This is a genomic window from Streptomyces sp. NBC_00986, from assembly GCF_045162565.1.
In the GTDB taxonomy this organism is placed as follows: domain Bacteria; phylum Actinomycetota; class Actinomycetes; order Streptomycetales; family Streptomycetaceae; genus Streptomyces.
In genome coordinates this window covers 10,180,735-10,196,629 of record NZ_CP108733.1, presented here as the reverse complement: position 1 = coordinate 10,196,629, position 15,895 = coordinate 10,180,735, and the positions used below count along the sequence as shown (strand labels likewise).

13 protein-coding genes are annotated in these 15,895 nt (G+C 70.2%); 7 read left to right on the top strand and 6 right to left on the bottom strand.

Annotated elements, in window-relative coordinates; genetic code table 11:
* Positions 1-50 precede the first annotated feature (50 nt).
* The 6 genes from OG504_RS45880 to OG504_RS45855 are packed head-to-tail and all read left to right on the top strand — an operon-like array spanning position 51 to position 6,349.
* On the top strand, positions 51-1,778 hold the full coding sequence (locus OG504_RS45880; RefSeq protein WP_405995091.1) for an ABC transporter substrate-binding protein: 1,728 nt from the start codon (positions 51-53) through the stop codon (positions 1,776-1,778).
* Entirely contained in the window at positions 1,775-2,803 is a 1,029-nt protein-coding gene (locus OG504_RS45875) for an ABC transporter permease (RefSeq protein ID WP_405995090.1), read from the top strand. The genes OG504_RS45880 and OG504_RS45875 overlap by 4 nt, the downstream gene beginning before the upstream one ends.
* A 5-nt stretch (positions 2,804-2,808) precedes the next feature.
* Positions 2,809-3,777, top strand: a complete 969-nt coding sequence (locus tag OG504_RS45870) for an ABC transporter permease (protein WP_405995089.1) — start codon at positions 2,809-2,811, stop codon at positions 3,775-3,777.
* Positions 3,770-4,843: an ABC transporter ATP-binding protein gene (locus OG504_RS45865; protein ID WP_405995088.1), complete on the top strand. Its 1,074-nt coding sequence runs from the start codon at positions 3,770-3,772 to the stop codon at positions 4,841-4,843. Before OG504_RS45870 ends, OG504_RS45865 begins: the two co-directional genes overlap by 8 nt.
* Entirely contained in the window at positions 4,840-5,847 is a 1,008-nt protein-coding gene (locus tag OG504_RS45860) for an ABC transporter ATP-binding protein (protein ID WP_405995087.1), read from the top strand. The genes OG504_RS45865 and OG504_RS45860 overlap by 4 nt, the downstream gene beginning before the upstream one ends.
* Before the next feature lie 34 nt (positions 5,848-5,881).
* On the top strand, positions 5,882-6,349 hold the full coding sequence (locus tag OG504_RS45855) for a DUF5990 family protein (RefSeq protein WP_405995086.1): 468 nt from the start codon (positions 5,882-5,884) through the stop codon (positions 6,347-6,349).
* A gap of 6 nt (positions 6,350-6,355) precedes the next feature.
* Here the strand turns inward: OG504_RS45855 and OG504_RS45850 are convergent, their stop codons facing one another.
* The 3 genes from OG504_RS45850 to OG504_RS45840 all read right to left on the bottom strand — a co-directional run bounded on the left by OG504_RS45850 (position 6,356) and on the right by OG504_RS45840 (position 11,098).
* Positions 6,356-8,089, bottom strand: a complete 1,734-nt coding sequence (locus tag OG504_RS45850) for an LCP family protein (protein ID WP_405995085.1) — start codon at positions 8,087-8,089, stop codon at positions 6,356-6,358.
* A gap of 187 nt (positions 8,090-8,276) precedes the next feature.
* Positions 8,277-10,031 (bottom strand): hypothetical protein, encoded by a 1,755-nt coding sequence (locus OG504_RS45845; RefSeq protein ID WP_405995084.1) that lies wholly within the window; start codon positions 10,029-10,031, stop codon positions 8,277-8,279.
* A 197-nt stretch (positions 10,032-10,228) separates the two neighbouring features.
* Positions 10,229-11,098 carry a helix-turn-helix transcriptional regulator gene (locus OG504_RS45840; RefSeq protein WP_405995083.1) on the bottom strand — a complete coding sequence of 290 codons (870 nt, stop codon included), beginning with the start codon at positions 11,096-11,098 and terminating at the stop codon, positions 10,229-10,231.
* Positions 11,099-11,243: 145 nt separating this feature from the next.
* On the opposite strand from OG504_RS45840, the gene OG504_RS45835 reads away from it, so the two are divergent.
* Entirely contained in the window at positions 11,244-12,113 is an 870-nt protein-coding gene (locus OG504_RS45835; RefSeq protein WP_405995082.1) for an SDR family NAD(P)-dependent oxidoreductase, read from the top strand.
* A 17-nt stretch (positions 12,114-12,130) separates the two neighbouring features.
* On the opposite strand, the gene OG504_RS45830 is transcribed toward OG504_RS45835, so the two are convergent.
* The 3 genes from OG504_RS45830 to OG504_RS45820 form a co-directional block, all read right to left on the bottom strand.
* A complete protein-coding gene (locus OG504_RS45830) occupies positions 12,131-12,940 on the bottom strand; it encodes a DUF1963 domain-containing protein (RefSeq protein ID WP_405995081.1) in 810 nt (269 codons plus the stop codon).
* 137 nt (positions 12,941-13,077) lie between these two features.
* Positions 13,078-13,953 carry a PhzF family phenazine biosynthesis protein gene (locus tag OG504_RS45825; RefSeq protein ID WP_405995080.1) on the bottom strand — a complete coding sequence of 292 codons (876 nt, stop codon included), beginning with the start codon at positions 13,951-13,953 and terminating at the stop codon, positions 13,078-13,080.
* A 136-nt stretch (positions 13,954-14,089) separates the two neighbouring features.
* Positions 14,090-15,838 (bottom strand): esterase, encoded by a 1,749-nt coding sequence (locus OG504_RS45820; RefSeq protein WP_405995079.1) that lies wholly within the window; start codon positions 15,836-15,838, stop codon positions 14,090-14,092.
* Positions 15,839-15,895: the final 57 nt, after the last annotated feature.

The following is a 15,895-nucleotide window of genomic DNA, read 5'->3' as shown; positions in this document are numbered from 1 at the left end:
CCCATTCCCCGGCCCACCCGACCGCCGTTCCCCCGACGGGAGTTCCCTGGATGTCCCGCAGCACGAGACGGAGCGCGTTCGCCGCCGCCACCGTCGCCCTCGCCCTGACCACCGCCGCCTGTTCGTCCTCCGACAGCGGCTCCTCCGACCCGGCCGGCTCCTCGTCCTCGTCGGCGGCCGGCTCCTCTGTTTTCCAGCCGCAGCACAAGGGCGGCACGCTGAAGCTGGTCGCCCACGCGGCCGGCGGCAGCTTCGATCCGCAGGTCAACTACACGCTCCAGTACTGGCAGTTGTACCAGTCGATGTACGACGGGCTGCTGTCGTTCAAGAAGGTCGGCGGCCAGGAGTCGTTCACGGTCGTCCCGGACCTGGCCGCGGCCATGCCGAAGGTCACCAACGACGGGAAGACGTACACCTTCACGCTCCGCAAGGGCATCGCCTTCTCCAACGGCAAGGCGCTGACCACCGATGACGTGGTGGCATCCTTCCAGCGCATCTTCAAGGTCTCCAGCCCCACCGCCGGCACCTTCTACAACGGCATCGTCGGCGCCGCCGCCTGTCTGAAGACCCCCGCGTCCTGCACCCTCAAGGGCGGCGTGACCGGCGACGCGAAGGCGAACACGGTCACCATCAACCTGACGGCGCCGGACTCGGAGTTCCCGTACAAGCTGGCCGTCCCGCACGCCAGCATCGTGCCGAAGGACTCGCCGACGAAGGACGCGGGCACCAAGCCGCTGCCGACGACCGGCCCGTACATGGCGGCCTCGTACGACCCGAACCGTGCGCTGAAGCTGGTGCGCAACCCGCACTTCAAGGAGTGGTCGCGGGAGGCCGAGCCGCAGGGCTACCCGGACCAGATCGACTACGCCTTCGGGCAGACCGTCGAGTCCGAGGTCACCGCCGTCGAGAACGGCCAGGCGGACTGGATGTTCGACCCGCCGCCCGCCGACCGGCTCAACGAGATCGGCACCAAGTACACGTCCCAGGCGCATGTGAACCCGCTGACCGCGTTCTGGTACGCGACGCTGAACGTCAACTCGGCCCCGTTCAACAACAAGTTGGCGCGCCAGGCCATCAACTACGCCGTGGACAGATCGGCCGTGGTGCGGCTCTACGGCGGCACCAACCTCGCATCCCCCGCGTGCACGATCCTGCCGCCGGGCTTCCCCGGGCACGTCGACTCGTGCGACTACACCAAGGGCGGCGGAAAGACCTGGACGGCCGCGGACCTGGCCAAGGCCAAGGCGTTGGTGAAGAAGTCCGGTACGGCGGGGCAGGCGGTCGGCATCGTCGTGCAGGACGACGACGTCAACAAGTCGATCGGGCAGTACCTGCAGAGCCTGCTCACCCAGCTCGGCTACAAGGCGACGCTCAAGCCGCTGTCGGCGAACATCCAGTTCACCTACATCCAGAACACGAAGAACAAGGTCCAACTCGCCCTGACGTCCTGGTACCAGGACTATCCGGCGGCCTCGGACTTCCTCAACGTGCTGCTGTCCTGCGCCGCCTTCCACCCGGGCAGCGACTCCAGCATCAACATCTCCGGCTTCTGCGACAAGGGCATCGACGCGAAGATGCAGACCGCGCTGAAGACCGCGCAGACCGACCCGACGGCGGCGAACAAGCAGTGGGGCGCGATCGACCAGTCGATCATGCAGCAGTCCCCGGTCGTCCCGCTGATCAACCCGAAGATCATCGACTTCACGTCGAAGCGCCTGGGCAACTACCAGTTCAGCAAGCAGTTCTACATGCTCGTCGGCCAGACGTGGGTCAAGTGAGCACCGCCACACCCGAGTTGGCCACCGCGGAGGCCCGGCGCTCGCCGGGCCCCTGGCGGACGGCCGGCGCCGACCTGCTGCACAACAGGTCGGCGCCGGCCGCGGCTGCCGTCCTCTTCCTCGTCGTGCTGGCGACCCTGTGCGCACCGCTGTACGCGCACCACATCGCCCACACCGACCCCTTCCAGTCCCATGTCTCCGGCACCACCGTCGTCGACGGAAAGACCGTGCCGGTGCTCACCCCGAGCAGCACCGGCCTCGGCCTCGGCGTCACCCCGATCGGCCCGACCTGGGACCCCGCCCACTATTTCCTCGGCGCCGACAACCAGGGCCGCGACGTCATGGCCCGTCTCCTCTACGGCGGCCGCACGAGCCTGTTCATCGGGTTCACCGCGGCCCTGCTCACCTGCGCCCTCGGCACGGTCGTCGGAGTCGTCGCCGGATACGCGGGCGGTGCGGTGGACGCCGTCATCTCCCGTGTCCTGGACGTGATTTGGGCGTTCCCGGTGTACCTGCTGGCGATCTGCCTGTCGGTCGTCCTCCTCACCGACGGACTGCACCTCGGGCCGCTCACCGTCGAGGCAGGAAGTCTGTGGCTGCCCGTCGCGATCATCGCGGCGATCTATGTGCCGTACATCGCCAGGCCGTTGCGCGGTCAGGTGCTGGTGCTGCGCAACAAGGAGTACATCCAGGCGGCCATCGGATCCGGGGCTCCGACCGTGCGCATCCTGCGCCGCGAGGTGCTGCCGAACGTGCTGCCCACGGCGATCGTGTTCGTCCCGCTGATGACCGCGCTCGCCATGCTCACCGAGTCGGCCCTGTCCTTCCTGTCCGTCGGGGTCCAGCCGCCGGACGCCAGTTGGGGCACGATCATCGAGGACGGACTCGGGCTGCTCTACACCCGGCCCGCCGTGACGATCGCCCCCGGCCTGCTGATCGCGCTGACCACGGCTGCCCTCAACGTCCTCGGCGACGGCGTGCGCGACGCGCTCGACCCGGGCGCCCGGCTGCGCGGCGGGGTGTGACACTCATGCTCCGGTTCATCGTCAAACGCTTCGCGTCCGCCCTGCTGGTGATGTTCGCGATCAGTGTGCTGGTCTTCCTGATCTTCTTCGCCACACCGGGAGTTGACCCCGCCGCCCGCATCGCGGGCCGCAACGCCGACCCGGCCACGCTCGCCCAGGTCCGGCACTCCTTCGGCCTCGACCGGCCCATGCCGATCCGCTATTTGCTGATGATGCGTCATCTGCTCATCGACCGTGACCTGGAGTCGTTCGTCAACCGCGGCTCCCGCGTGATCCCGCAGATCGTGCAGGCCACCCCGGTGACCCTCTCGCTCGTCATCGGCGCCGCGCTGATCTGGATGACGGCCGGCATCGTCATGGGCACCGCCGCGGCGGCCCTGCGCGGCAAGGCGGCCGATCCGCTGATCATGCTCGTCGGCGTGGTCGGGGTCTCGCTGCCGGCCTACTGGCTCGGCGAGGTCGTGAACCTCATCACCCAGAAGCAGCTGCACAGTTCGGTGTTCTCCTGGGTCCCGCCACCGGGATACGTGGACCTGAGCCACTCCCCCGGCCAGTGGGCCCTGCACCTGCTCTTCCCCTGGCTGACCCTCGCGCTGCTGTACGCCGGGATCTACGCCCGGCTGCTGCGCGGCGAGGTCGTCACCGCCCTGAACGAGGACTACGTCCGCACCGCGCGCGCCAAGGGCCTCTCCGAGCGGCGCATCCTGATCCGCCACGCCCTGCGCTGTTCCCTGATCCCGATCGTGTCGCTGTTCGGCCTGGACTTCGGCGCGTTGGTGGGCGGCGCCGCGCTGCTCACCGAGGTGGTCTTCGGCCTCCCCGGCATCGGCAAGCTGACCTTCGACGCCCTGCAGAACCTGGACCTGCCCGTGATCATGGGCACCGTCCTGTACGCGGCGTTCTTCGTGGTCCTCGCCAACGCACTGGTGGACATCCTGTACGCCCGACTCGACCCGAGGGCCCGCCATGCCTGACGAACCCCTGCTGGACGTCCGCGACTTGAGGGTGTCCTTCCGCACCCGCCGAGGCTCAGTCACCGTCGTCGACGGCCTGTCCTTCTCGGTGTCCCCCGGCGAAATCCTGGGCGTGGTGGGCGAGTCGGGCTCCGGCAAGAGCGTCTCGATGCTCGCCGTGCTGCGCCTGATCACCAGTCCGAACGTGACCGTCGAGGGCCACGTGCACTTCCGTGGGCGGGACTTGCTCACCCTCCCCGACAAGGAGATGCGGGCGGTACGGGGCCGGGAGATCGCCATGGTCTTCCAGGACCCGATGACCGCGCTCACGCCCGTGTACACGGTGGGCTGGCAGATCGCCGAGCAGATCCGGGCGCACGAGAAGGTGTCCCGCAAGGAGGCCCACGCGCGCGCCGTCGGCCTGCTCTCCGACGTCGGCATCCCGGACGCGGCCTCCCGGGCGAACGCCTACCCGCACGAGTTCTCCGGCGGCATGCGCCAGCGAGCGGTCATCGCGATGGCCCTCTCCTGCGGCCCGACACTGCTGATCGCCGACGAACCGACCACGGCCCTGGACGTGACGGTGCAGGCTCAAATCCTGGACCTGATGCGGGAGTTGAACACCCAGGGGTCGGCGGTCGTCCTCATCACGCACGACATGGGCGTGATCTCGCAGATCGCCGACCGGGTCCTGGTCATGTACGGCGGCCGGGCGGCCGAGGAGGGTCCGCGCCGGGCGGTGTTCCACGGACCGCGGCACCCGTACACGTGGGGGCTGCTCGACTCGGTGCCCCGGGTGGGCGGGCCCCGGTTGCGGCGGCTGCCCACCATCGCAGGGATGCCCGTCGCGCCGGGGAGTCTGCCGGAGGGGTGCGCGTTCGCACCCCGGTGCAGGTTGCGGCACGAACGGTGCGAGGAGCGGCCGGAGTTGAGAACGGGCTCGGTCTTCGAGTCCGGCGCCGACCTCGGTGACAGCGCGCACCGCGATGCCTGCTGGCTGCCCGACGACGACCGCGCCTCGCTGCGCCTGACCTCCCGCGCGACGGCGACGGACGTACCGGACAAGGAACGAGAGGCGACACCATGAGCGCGCTGACGACATCGACAGACGTGCTGCTGCGCGCCACGGACGTCACCAAGCACTACCCCCTGCGCGCGGACGGCCTCTCTCCGCGCCGCAAAGTGCTGCGCGCCGTGGACGGTGTGTCGTTGGAGGTGCGTGCCGGTGAGACGCTCGGCATCGTCGGCGAGTCGGGCTGCGGCAAGTCCACGCTCGGCCGCTGTCTGGTCCGGCTCACCGAACTCACCGGCGGGCAGGTCGAGTTCGACGGCCGGGACATCAGCACGCTCTCCACGCGCCGGCTGCGTCCCGTCCGTCCGGGGATGCAGCTGGTGTTCCAGGACCCGCAGGCCTCGCTGAACCCCCGCCGTCGCGCTGGGGACATCGTGGCGGAGCCGCTGCTCGTGCACCGGTACGGCGACGGGGCCGCCGTGCGCCGTCGGGTCGCCGAGCTCTTCGACGTCGTAGGGCTGGCGGCGGCCCATCTGGAACGGTATCCGCACGAGTTCTCGGGTGGGCAGCGGCAACGCATCGGTATCGCGCGGGCGTTGGCGACGAACCCGAAGCTGATCGTGGCGGACGAACCGGTGTCCGCGCTCGATGTGTCCATCCAGGCGCAGGTGTTGAACCTGTTCGCCGATCTGCAGGAGGAGTTCGCGCTCACCTACGTGTTCATCGCGCACGACCTCGGGGTGGTCCGGCATGTGTCGGACCGGATCGCGGTCATGTATCTCGGGGAGATCGTCGAACTCGCCGAGACCGAGGCGCTGTACAAGGAGCCCGCGCATCCGTACACGCAGGCGCTGCTGTCGGCCGTACCGGACATCGACGACGGCACGTTCACCGATGAGGCTCCGCGGGAGCGGATCGTGCTCTCCGGTGAGGTGCCCAACCCGGTGGACAAGCCGACGGGGTGTCCGTTCCGGACCCGGTGCCCCTACGCGCGGGAGCGCTGTGCCGTGGAGCGGCCCCGGCTGACTGTGACGGCCTCCGGTCGGCACACCGCCTGCCACTTCCCCTTGATCGACTGAGGATGCGGCGGGCGGACCCTGCATGATGGGCCGTATGCACCTCCGCATCGACGCCGTCGACCTGCCCGGCCGTACCTTCCCCGCCCCTGCCGACAAGCCTGTCGCGACGTACGACAACGTCCATGTCGCCGTGCAGCGCCGGGACCGGCCGGCCGAACTCCTCGACCCGCGGCCGGGGGACGCCGCGTCCGCGACCTGGACGCTGGAGTGCACGGCGGAGGTGACACCGGACGGCGTCGTGGTCACGGGCCCCTATGTGCAGCACCGGATGGGGCTGCGGTTCGTCTATCTGTCGTGGGGGACGGTCGACGCGGCCGGTATCTTCACCATGTTCCGGCGCGCCAAGCTCATGCTCGACTCGGTGCCGGACGACGTCCTGGCCGCGGCCGCGCCCGACGGTCTGCTGGTCGGGCGGCTCGGTCTGACGGACGCGAACGGCGGCCCGCTGTGTGCGCGGGTGGATCCCCCGCACATCACCTGGACCGCCGAGAGCGTCGTATAGCGCCCGTCAGGACGCCGAGTCCTTCTTGTTCGTCGCCAGCCGGTACGCCTGGGTCGGGGTCATCGCGACGCCGTTCAGGCTGACCGTCTTGTAGGTGCTGACCTTGGCGCAGGACTTCGACTGGTCGGCGGTCGAGGCCTGGGCGTTGGAGGTGGCCGCCTTGGTGTCGGCGGGGGCCGGGGACGAGGTGGCGCCGGGGTACGTCGTGCCGCTCGGCCAGTCCGTGCCGATCACCAGGGTCAGGCCGGTGCCGGTGCCCTGCTTGAGGTGCGAGGAGGCGAGGCCGAGAGCCTTCGCGACCGTCTGCGCCTCGGCCTTCTGATCGGTGCCGTAGGTGAGCGTGGTCGTGGTCGCGCTGACGGAGGCGTTGCCCGTGGTGGTGTCGGAGCTGAAGCCGCCGTCTATCAGGGAGGTGGCGACCGTGGAGGCGCGTCCGCTGATGCTGGTGCCGTTCTCCACCGTCACGGCGATCTGCGCGGCGGGTACGGCCGCCGCCGTGGCGGTCGCGGTGGCCGCGGAGGACTTCTTGCCGGAGGAGTTGGTCAGCGACTGGTCGTTGGCGATGGTCGCGAACAGGCTCTTGGCCGCGGCGGCGGGCACGACCCGGTCGGCGTTGCTCGGGTCGGCGCCGGTCTGCATCGTGGTGAACGTCATGCGCTTCGTGGGGACCTTGTCGAGGTCCGCGGCGAGCCCGATGAGCTTCTTGACGGTGCCGAGGCCGGTGTCCACGGTGAGCGCCTTGGTGGCGGCGTCGGCCAGGTTGTAGACCGCCTGGGGGTCGGTGAGCGTGCCGGCGCTCTTGAACTTGCGGATCATCGCGCTCAGGAACAGGTGCTGGGAGACGGTACGGCCGAGGTCGCTGCCGTCGCCGAAGCCGTGCCGGGAGCGGACGAACTCGAGCGCCGCGTCGCCCTTGAGGGTGTGGGTGCCCTTGGCGAGCTTCAGGTGCGAGTAGGTGTCGTAGACGTCGGCGTCGACGCACACCGAGACACCGCCGACCGCGTCGGACATCTTCACCACGCCGGAGAAGTCCATCTGCACGAAGTGGTCGATGGTGATGCCGGTGAGCTGGTGGACGGTCTTGACCTGGCACTCCTGGCCGTACTGCAGCGCGCTGTTGATCTGGCCGTAGTAGCCGGCCGTCGACTGGCTGCTGTCCGGGTCCTTGCAGGCGGGGACCTGGGTCATGGTGTCGCGCGGGATGCTCATCACGGTGGCGTTCGAGCGGTCGGCGGAGATGTGCACCACCATCTCGACGTCGGCGTTGCCGTTCCCGGTCTGCACGCCGGTGGTCGAACAGCCGCCGCCGAGCTTGCAGTCGGTCGCGCTGCTCCGGGCGTCGCTGCCCATCACGAGGAGGTTGATCGGCGTCCGGCCGAAGGCGTCGGCCTTCTCCTTGCCGCCCGCGCCGTCGTCGATCGCGATGCTGTTGATGTTGCCGTTCAGGTGCTCGTAGAACCACCAGCCGGCGCCCGCGGTCACCATGATCAGCACCGACAGGGATATCGCGCTGATCTTCAGTACCCGCTTGCCGCCCGCGGTCTGCTTGACGCGGCGGCGCGAGGCGGTGCGGCCGCGTGCGCGGGATCCGCCGCGCGGGGCCTGCCGGGCCGCGGCGCGGGCGGCGGCCCGGCCGCCGGTGGGCAGCGGTTCGTCGGCCTCACTCGCACGCGGCCTGGGCACGCCTCGTGTGCGGCTGCGCGTGGCGTGTCCCACGGGGCCGTCCCCGAGGTCGGTCATCTGGCACTCCCACGTACGGTCGGGCCGTTCAGGCCGTTCGATGCTGCGGCCAGGGGCGCGCGGCCGTGTCGGGTCGGGCGAGGCAGGGGGCCTGCCTCTCTTGCGTGGTTGCGCAATATAACAATCTCAGATGAGAACCCTGTAGGGCCTTTCTCATTTACGGGATATCCTTTTACGTCAAACTCGGTCAACTGATCGGAATCCGTGCGCTGGTGATGGTCATCGGGGTACCGGTCACGGCGATGAGATAGAAGCGCGGATGCGACCCTCCCGGCGCCCGCCGCACACCGCCGGGCGGCTTCACGTCGTACGTCGCGGAGGCGTGCGGGGCGAGGGTCTCGGGGCCGCCGGAGGCGGTCCACCAGTCGGAGGCGCCCTGTCCGAGGCGGCTGGCGAAGTGGGGGGTGAGCCGGGTGCCGGTGATGTTGACGACCCGGACCGCGAGACCGGTGATGTCGAGGTGGCCGGCCCGCTCGGCGAAGCTCGGTGTGACGGTCATCCGCAGCGGCGGCGAACTGGCCGCGGCGACCGTCGCGCACACCACGGCGGGCGTGACGAGCGCCACCGCGAGGACGGCCTTGGCCCGGTGCCCGGTCAGGTGCGGGATGCGGGGTTGCCAGGCCGGGGCGAACGCGGAGGCCGGGACGGTGGCGGCCGCCGCGAGCCACAGCGGGGTCATCATCAGGAAGTAGCCGTCCTGGGACCGGGTGGCGAGGTAGAAGCTCAGCCAGGGCAGCACGGTGATCGCCGGTCCGAGCCGACGTACGAAGAGCAGCGTGGCGGCGAGCAGGCCGAACAGGAGCAGCTGGCTGCCGTACGAGTAGTAGTCGAGGTGCCTGCTGCCCGCGGTGAAGTAGTACGAGATCCCCATGAGGCCCTGGCCGTGCAGGATCGCCTTCTGGGTGAGCGGGAGCAGCAGGCCGTGCAGCCAGGTGTGGAAGTCCTGGGTGGCGAAGTAGGCGTTGATCGCGGCCCAGGTGAGGGCGGCGGTTCCGGTGTAGCGGGCGATCACGCCGAGGGCGGGCCGGGGTCCGAGGTCGCCGCGGCGGACGGCGTGGAGGCCGATGAGGAGGAACGGCGTGAGGAACCAGGCGAGTTGCTGGGTGGCGCAGGCCGCGCCGAGGCAGAGGGCCTGGACCACTCCGGGGAGTCCGAGCCGGCCGCCGGCGCCGGTGTCGGGCCAGCGGACCACCACCGGGATGAGGAGCACCAGGGCGAGGACGGCGGGGTATCCGGAGTAGGCGTAGCCGGGCAGGAAGCCGAAGCCGAGGCACACGGCGGTGGCGCCGGACCGCCAGGGTGCCGGGAGCAGCCACCACAGCAGGACGGCTCCGCCGAGCAGCGCGCCGGTGGTGACTAGGGTCGCGGCGGCCGTCGAGTGGACCACGGCGTGGACGGGGGCGGCGAGCAGCGCGGTCAGGGGCGGATAGCCGTAGGTGTAGTCGGCGCCGCCCGACATGGTCTTCGTGATGCCGACCGACGAACGGTCGAACAGCCACGGCCAGGGCTGCCCGTAGATGGGGTGTCCGTGCAGGATCTCGTGGGCGGCCTGCGCGGTGAGGACGCCCTCGTCGGTGCCGGCGTGGTTGAGCCAGTACCCGCACAGCACCAGCACGACGGCGAGCAGCAGGACACCCGCGTCCACCCGGGTCAGGGCGCGCCGGGTGCGGGTGGTGAGGGCGAGGACGCCCGCGACCAGGATCCCGGCGTAGCAGACGGAGATGATCCCGGCGACGTCCGGACGGGACGTCATCGCCCTCGTCCAGGCGTCACGCGTGCCGATGAACAGGCTGATGACGGCGATCAGCGTCATCCCCCGGTGCAGCTGCTGCGGAGCGGCCGGCTCGGTCATGAGCGGCCGGGCCCACTGCGGCCCCGCCACGGCGGGCGCGTCGCGCCGCCTCAGCCGCAGACCACCGCCGGCACGGGGACCGTCATCCATGGCGTCCTTCTCCTCGCTCCGTCCCGGTCGGTCGGCAGTTCACTCCGGGGCAACCTCCACTACACGTCGTAGAGGTGAAAGGAGCCGACGAGGTTCACCGGCGGAAGGAAAGAGCTGGGGAAGAAAGTGAGGAAAGTGCCGACACGCAGGGCGCGTTGACGCGTCAGGCAGGGCCGTAGCCCTCGGTACTCGCAGGATCACTCGATGCCGGGGGCGAACCGGTCGGTGCCGAGCACGGTGAGGAGGGCGAGTTTCTCTTGGCTTTCCGTACCGGGGGTGGCGGTGAAGACGAGGAGCGACTGGCCCTGGTCCGGCTCCAGCAGGAGTTGGCAGTAGAGGTCCAGTCGGCCGACCTGAGGATGGACGAACCGTTTGGTCTCGCTCCAGCGCAGGCCCACCTCGTGCCGCTCCCACAGCCGGGCGAACTCGTCGCTGGTGCGCCGCAGGACGTCCGCCAGGCCCGCCGCGGGGGAACCGGGCCCGTCCCGGGTGGCGGAGGCGCGCAGCAGGGCGGCGTTGGTCCGGCTGTTGTCGTCGTGCTGCTCGGGGTCGTAGCGCTCCCGCTCGGCCGGGTCGGTGAACCAACGGAACGTCGCACTGCGGGAGTTGCCGGTGTACTGGGTCTGCTCGCCGAGCAGTGCCACCGCGGACGGCGTCTGCAGGAGGGTCTCCCCCAGCGGTCCCATGACCTGTGCGGTAGTGCCGGCCAGGCCGTCCATGACCCGCATCAGCCCGGGGCTCACGTGCTGGAGACACAGATCGTGGCGGGCGGTGCGGTAGCCGGCGAGCAGGAACAGGTGATCGCGTTCGTCCGGTGTCAGCCGCAGGCCGCGGGCGATGGCCGCGAGCATCTGCTCCGAGGGCTGCGGGCCGTCGCCGCGTTCCAGTCGGGCGAAGTAGTCGGCGGACATGGTGCACAGCTCCGCCACCTCCTCGCGGCGCAGGCCCGGAGCGCGCCGGCGCTGCCCTCGGCGCAGCCCGACGTCCTCCGGTTGCAGGGCCGCACGCCGGGTGCGCAGGAAGGTGCCGAGGGACGTGCGGTCGAACGTGTGGTCCATGGTTCTCATCGTTGGCCATCCGGCGCGGGTTAGCCACGACCTGCCGTTCAGTGGTTGCGGAGGTCCTTCCGGCGCCCGTGGTGCGGCGAGTTCACTGGCGATGCGATCACCGGTCGCCGCCCACCGCACACCTCCGAGCCAGGAGCCAAGTCCCATGAAAAGTACGGCTAGTTGGACAGCCAACGACCTCCCGGACCTGACCGGCCGTACGGTGCTGATCACCGGCGCCGGCCGCGGCCTCGGCCTGATCACGGCACGCGAACTCGCTCGCGTGGGTGCCCGTGTCGTGCTCGGGGTACGCGACACCGGCAAGGCCGGCGGCGCCGTCGCCGGTCTGCCCGGCACCTTCGACGTCCGGCCGCTCGACGTGTCGGACCTGACCTCGGTACGCGCCTTCGCCGACGCCTGGTCCGGCGACCTCGACATCCTGATCAACAACGCCGGCGTGATGGACATCCCGGCCGCGCGCACCGCCGACGGCCTCGATCTCCAGACCACCACCAACCACACCGGCCCCTTCCTGCTGACCACCTTGCTCCTCGAGCACATCACCGACCGCGTCGTGCACGTCACCAGCGAGCTGCACAAGCAGGGCAGGCTCGACCTGGACGACCTCGACTGGCGCACGCGCAAGCACAACGGAATGCAGGCCTACCAGGCGTCGAAGCTCGCGGTCGTCCTGTTCTCACTGGAGCTCCAGCGCCGGCTGACCGCCGCGGGCAGTCCGGTCCGCTCGGTCCTGGCCAGTCCGGGCATCGCCCGCACCTCGCTGGCGGCCCACTCCCGGTCGAACGTCGTCAACCGGTTCACGTTCCTCACCAACGCCCCCGAGCGCGGAGCCCTGTCCCTGCTCTACGCCGCGACGCAGGACGTCCCCGGCAACTCCTACGTCGGCCCGGACGGCCTGGGTGGTTTCCGGGGCTCTCCGGCCGTACGGCGACCGGGCAAGGCCGGCCTGGACGCGGCCGTGGCCGGGCGGCTGTGGGACGCGACTGCCGACCTCGTGGGGGCAGTCGCCGGCTGAGCCGAACGACGGGGTGCCTAGCACTGCTGCTCGTACTGGAGCCCGGCGTACTGCCGGGCCGCGACGTCCTCCCGGGTCCCCACGATCAGGTTCATCGTGAACACGTTGTAGTCGACCGCCTGCCCGGCCAACTGCGCGAAGAGGACGAGTTCGCCCGTGTCCGGTGCCATGTCCCACGGGTCGGAGAAGCCACCGATCCGGACGCAGACGCCGGGGCGATGCCCGCCGTAGGCCAGGTCCCCGACGGCTTCCTCGAAGCCGTCCAGCGCCTCCTGGTCGCCGTCGCCGTCGAGGAACTCGCTGATCTGCGGGCCCCCTTCCCACTCGGCGTCGAAGGTCAGGCCGGGCACGGGGTACAGGGTGCGTGGTTCATAGACCCTGATCTCCCTGGCCTCACCGTCGAGTTGATACGACGCGGAGCGCTCCGTGGTGCGTACTCCGGCAGGTATGTGGAGCACCGCGGACGACTCCGGCGGGTACTCGATCTCGGTGAAGAGCAACAGGTGCCCGTCGGCGGGCAGTTCGATGTCCAGGACGCCCCGAGGCAGGGCCGCACAGTCCACGCTGAGCACCAACGGCTCCCTCCCGTCAGGCCAGTTCACCCCGTCCGGCAGCGCGGGAAGCCCACCCGTCCGTGCGGCGGGGCGGATGCCCTCCCGACGAGCCTCAGGCACTTCGTCGTACGGCACCAGATAGAGGCACGGCCGCGCCTGGGCCATCAACTCCCGTACTACGGGGGCGGGTACGCCGTACTTGGCGGCCGTCTCAAGTAGGAGGGGTTCGTCGATCGATGTCATGCCGGCGATCGTGCCACGGGTCACTGACATGTCGCGGATCGTCCATGGACTGGCTGGACAACTGCGGCAACCGTTGACACCCGGAACCAACGAGGCTCCCGTGCCGGTGGGTTGAGGCCTCGACCACCTCTCCCCAGGGCACGGGAGCCTCGTGCGTTGCCGGGGCTTCAGGCGATGCGTGTTCCCGCGCCGCCGACGCGGACCCGCGGGTCGCCCGCGCGCAGGGTCACCGTGAGTTCGCCGGGGCGGCCGAGGTCCTCGCCCTGGTGCAGGGTGAGGACGGAGTCCTCGGGGACCAGGCCGAGTTCACGCGCGTACGCGCCGAACGCGGCCGCCGCCGCACCGGTCGCCGGGTCCTCGACGACACCGCCGACGGGGAACGGGTCACGGACGTGGAAGACGGTGGCCGACTCCCGCCACACCAACTGGACGGTGGTCAGGTCGAGTTGGTGCATCAGGGCTTCGAGGCGGGCGAAGTCGTAGGAGAGGTCCGCGAGCCGGGCGCGGGTCGCCGCCGCGAGGACTAGATGCCGGGCGCCGGCGAAGGCGATCCGGGGCGGGAAGGCGGGGTCGAGATCGGCCTCCGGCCAGCCGAGCGCGGTGAGCGCCTCCGTGAGGTCGGCGTCGGTGATGTCCTCGATGTGCGGTTCGACGCTGGTGAGGGTGGCCCGGAGTGTCCCGTCCTCCTCGACCACCCGTACCGGTACGGTGCCGGCGCGCGTCGCGAACACCAACTCCCCGGGGCCCACCCGCTCGGCGAGCGCCACGGCGGTCGCGACGGTGGCGTGCCCGCAGAACGGCACCTCGGCCTTGGGGCTGAAGTACCGGATGGTGTACGCCCGCCCGTCCTCACCGCCGAGACCCTCCGGGGGCGCGGACAGGAACGCGGATTCCGAGTATCCGAGGTCGGCGGCGATGGCCAGCATGGCGCTGTCGTCCAGAGCGGTGGCGTCCAGGACGACGCCCGCGGGGTTGCCGCCCGCCGGGTCGCTGGAGAAGGCGGTGTAGCGCAGAACCTCGGGCTGTGGCGCGGTCGTCGTCATGCTCGGGGCAACCGGGGTGGCGCCGCGGTCATTCCCGCACGTGGGCGGAGACGGTGCCGTACGGCGGCCTGCCGTTCGGTGCCGGGCGCCCGACCGAGGCTGGTCGGCCGGGCGCCCGGGCTGTCCGGACCGGGGGTCACTTCTTGACGACGGACTCCACCCAGCTGATGAAGTTGGTAGTCGGGTCGCCGGCGCGCTCGGCCATGGTGTGCGCCAGGGCCCACACGGTGGCGAAGTCGACGTCACGGATGCCGTAGTTCAGCAGGGCCAACCGGACGTTGATCTCGGTCGTGTTGGCCGTGTCGCCCTGCATGATGCCGGTGCGGATGCGCCAGTGCCGCGCCACCTTCGACTGCCGGTAACCGGCGAAGGCGGGCGAGAGGAAGTACAGCGGGTTGTACGCGTCGCCCCGCCAGGCCATGTCCTTGCCGACGCTGTCCTTCTTGGCGAAGTCGCCGTCGTACGCCGAGACGCCGTAGTCGGTGTTCCAGTCGGAGTACGTGGCGTACGTCGTCTCGTTCGCCTTGATGACGTCACGCGTGAGCGGCGCGAAGTGCGACGGGGCGTTGAGTCCCATCGCGAAGACGCTGTTCTCGCCCTGCCCGCGGGAGTACCCGTCGAACGCGCCGACCGGCTTGTTCGCGGTCTTCTGGCTGTTGACGAAGCCTTCGAGGCCGGACACCGTGGCGGTGTTCGTCGCCGCGTCGTAGGTGACCCAGGTGCTGCCGGTGTTGAGGTAGGCGATGTAGTCGGCGACCGTCTCGTACGTGGTCGAGGTCCCCGTCTGGCCCGATCCGGGCGGACCGCCCTGGGTCGTGATGGTGTACGGGAAGGTGTTGTCCGACAGGAAGTTGTTCAGCGAGGTGGTGATCACCTCGATCAGGTGGTCGTAGTAACTGCCGGACAGGTACGTGCCGTTGCCGGACTCGGTCAGCTCCAGGCGCTTGCCGTGCTCGTCGCGCAGGCCCAGGCGGTTGAGGTACTTGGGCCAGGCCTTCGCGAGGTCCGCCGAGTAGGCGCTGGTCCACGTGGTGGACGCGCGCGTGCCGGTCGAGGCGAACTGGCCCATGTTCCACTCGTAGGACAGGTTGGCCTCGGCGAGGTCGGTGATCGGGCACCAGGCCATGACGCCGGCGACCGCGTCGCTGAGCGGCCGGCCCTGGGCGTCCTCCATCGCCGCGCCGATCGTGCGCAGGTACGGGTGGAACAGGGGGCTGTCGCCGGAGGTCCCCGCCACGGTGTCCTGGGCGCCGCCGCCGCTCATGCCGAACAGGACGATGTCGTCCGTGCTGCCGGGCAGGACGCTGCGGTTGTACCGGAGGAAGCGGACCGCGGCCTTGAGGTCGGTCACGCCCCAGGGGGCCGCGTCGGAGCGGGTGCTGGTCGAGCTGTCCCGGCCGCGCAGACCCGGCCACACGTAGACGAGCCCGGCCTCCAGGTACGCCGACACGCTCGTGTAGCTGTAGGACGTGGCCGGTGCCTGCTGGGCGTAGCCGGGGGTGTTGACCGGGATCACGATCGGCGCCGTGCGTCCCGAGTACGCGCCGACGGTGCCCTTCGGGTTGGCCTTCGCGGTGTACGTGGTCCCGTCGCTGTTCGCGGTGGCCGTCAGATAGGCGCCCGGCACATAGATCGACAGGTTCTCGTAGTCCGTCGCAGCCGGGTTCGCGACGTACACCTTCCCGATCTGGTAGTACACGTCGTTGGTCGAGTCGTACGACCAGGCGGTGGGGTCGAGCTCCAGCGAATACGCCGAGGACGTGCTCGACGAGCTGCTCGACGACGAGGTGGCGGCGAACGCCGTGCCTGCCGTGCCCTCGGCGACTCCGAACGTGGCAAGGGCTGCGACGCCCGTGGCGCTACGGATAACCGTTCTGCGGTTCATGTCCACCCGTGGACCTCCTTGTACAGCAAGTTGCGTGGTCACAGCCGTACTTGGGCA

Coding starts and splice junctions, on each gene's coding strand:
- OG504_RS45880 (WP_405995091.1), top strand. CDS start 51: ATGTCCCGCAGCACGAGACGGAGCGCGTTCGCCGCCGCCACCGTCGCC.
- OG504_RS45870 (WP_405995089.1), top strand. CDS start 2,809: ATGCTCCGGTTCATCGTCAAACGCTTCGCGTCCGCCCTGCTGGTGATG.
- OG504_RS45865 (WP_405995088.1), top strand. CDS start 3,770: ATGCCTGACGAACCCCTGCTGGACGTCCGCGACTTGAGGGTGTCCTTC.
- OG504_RS45860 (WP_405995087.1), top strand. CDS start 4,840: ATGAGCGCGCTGACGACATCGACAGACGTGCTGCTGCGCGCCACGGAC.
- OG504_RS45855 (WP_405995086.1), top strand. CDS start 5,882: ATGCACCTCCGCATCGACGCCGTCGACCTGCCCGGCCGTACCTTCCCC.
- OG504_RS45850 (WP_405995085.1), bottom strand. CDS start 8,089: ATGACCGACCTCGGGGACGGCCCCGTGGGACACGCCACGCGCAGCCGC.
- OG504_RS45845 (WP_405995084.1), bottom strand. CDS start 10,031: ATGGATGACGGTCCCCGTGCCGGCGGTGGTCTGCGGCTGAGGCGGCGC.
- OG504_RS45840 (WP_405995083.1), bottom strand. CDS start 11,098: ATGAGAACCATGGACCACACGTTCGACCGCACGTCCCTCGGCACCTTC.
- OG504_RS45835 (WP_405995082.1), top strand. CDS start 11,244: ATGAAAAGTACGGCTAGTTGGACAGCCAACGACCTCCCGGACCTGACC.
- OG504_RS45830 (WP_405995081.1), bottom strand. CDS start 12,940: ATGTCAGTGACCCGTGGCACGATCGCCGGCATGACATCGATCGACGAA.
- OG504_RS45825 (WP_405995080.1), bottom strand. CDS start 13,953: ATGACGACGACCGCGCCACAGCCCGAGGTTCTGCGCTACACCGCCTTC.
- OG504_RS45820 (WP_405995079.1), bottom strand. CDS start 15,838: ATGAACCGCAGAACGGTTATCCGTAGCGCCACGGGCGTCGCAGCCCTT.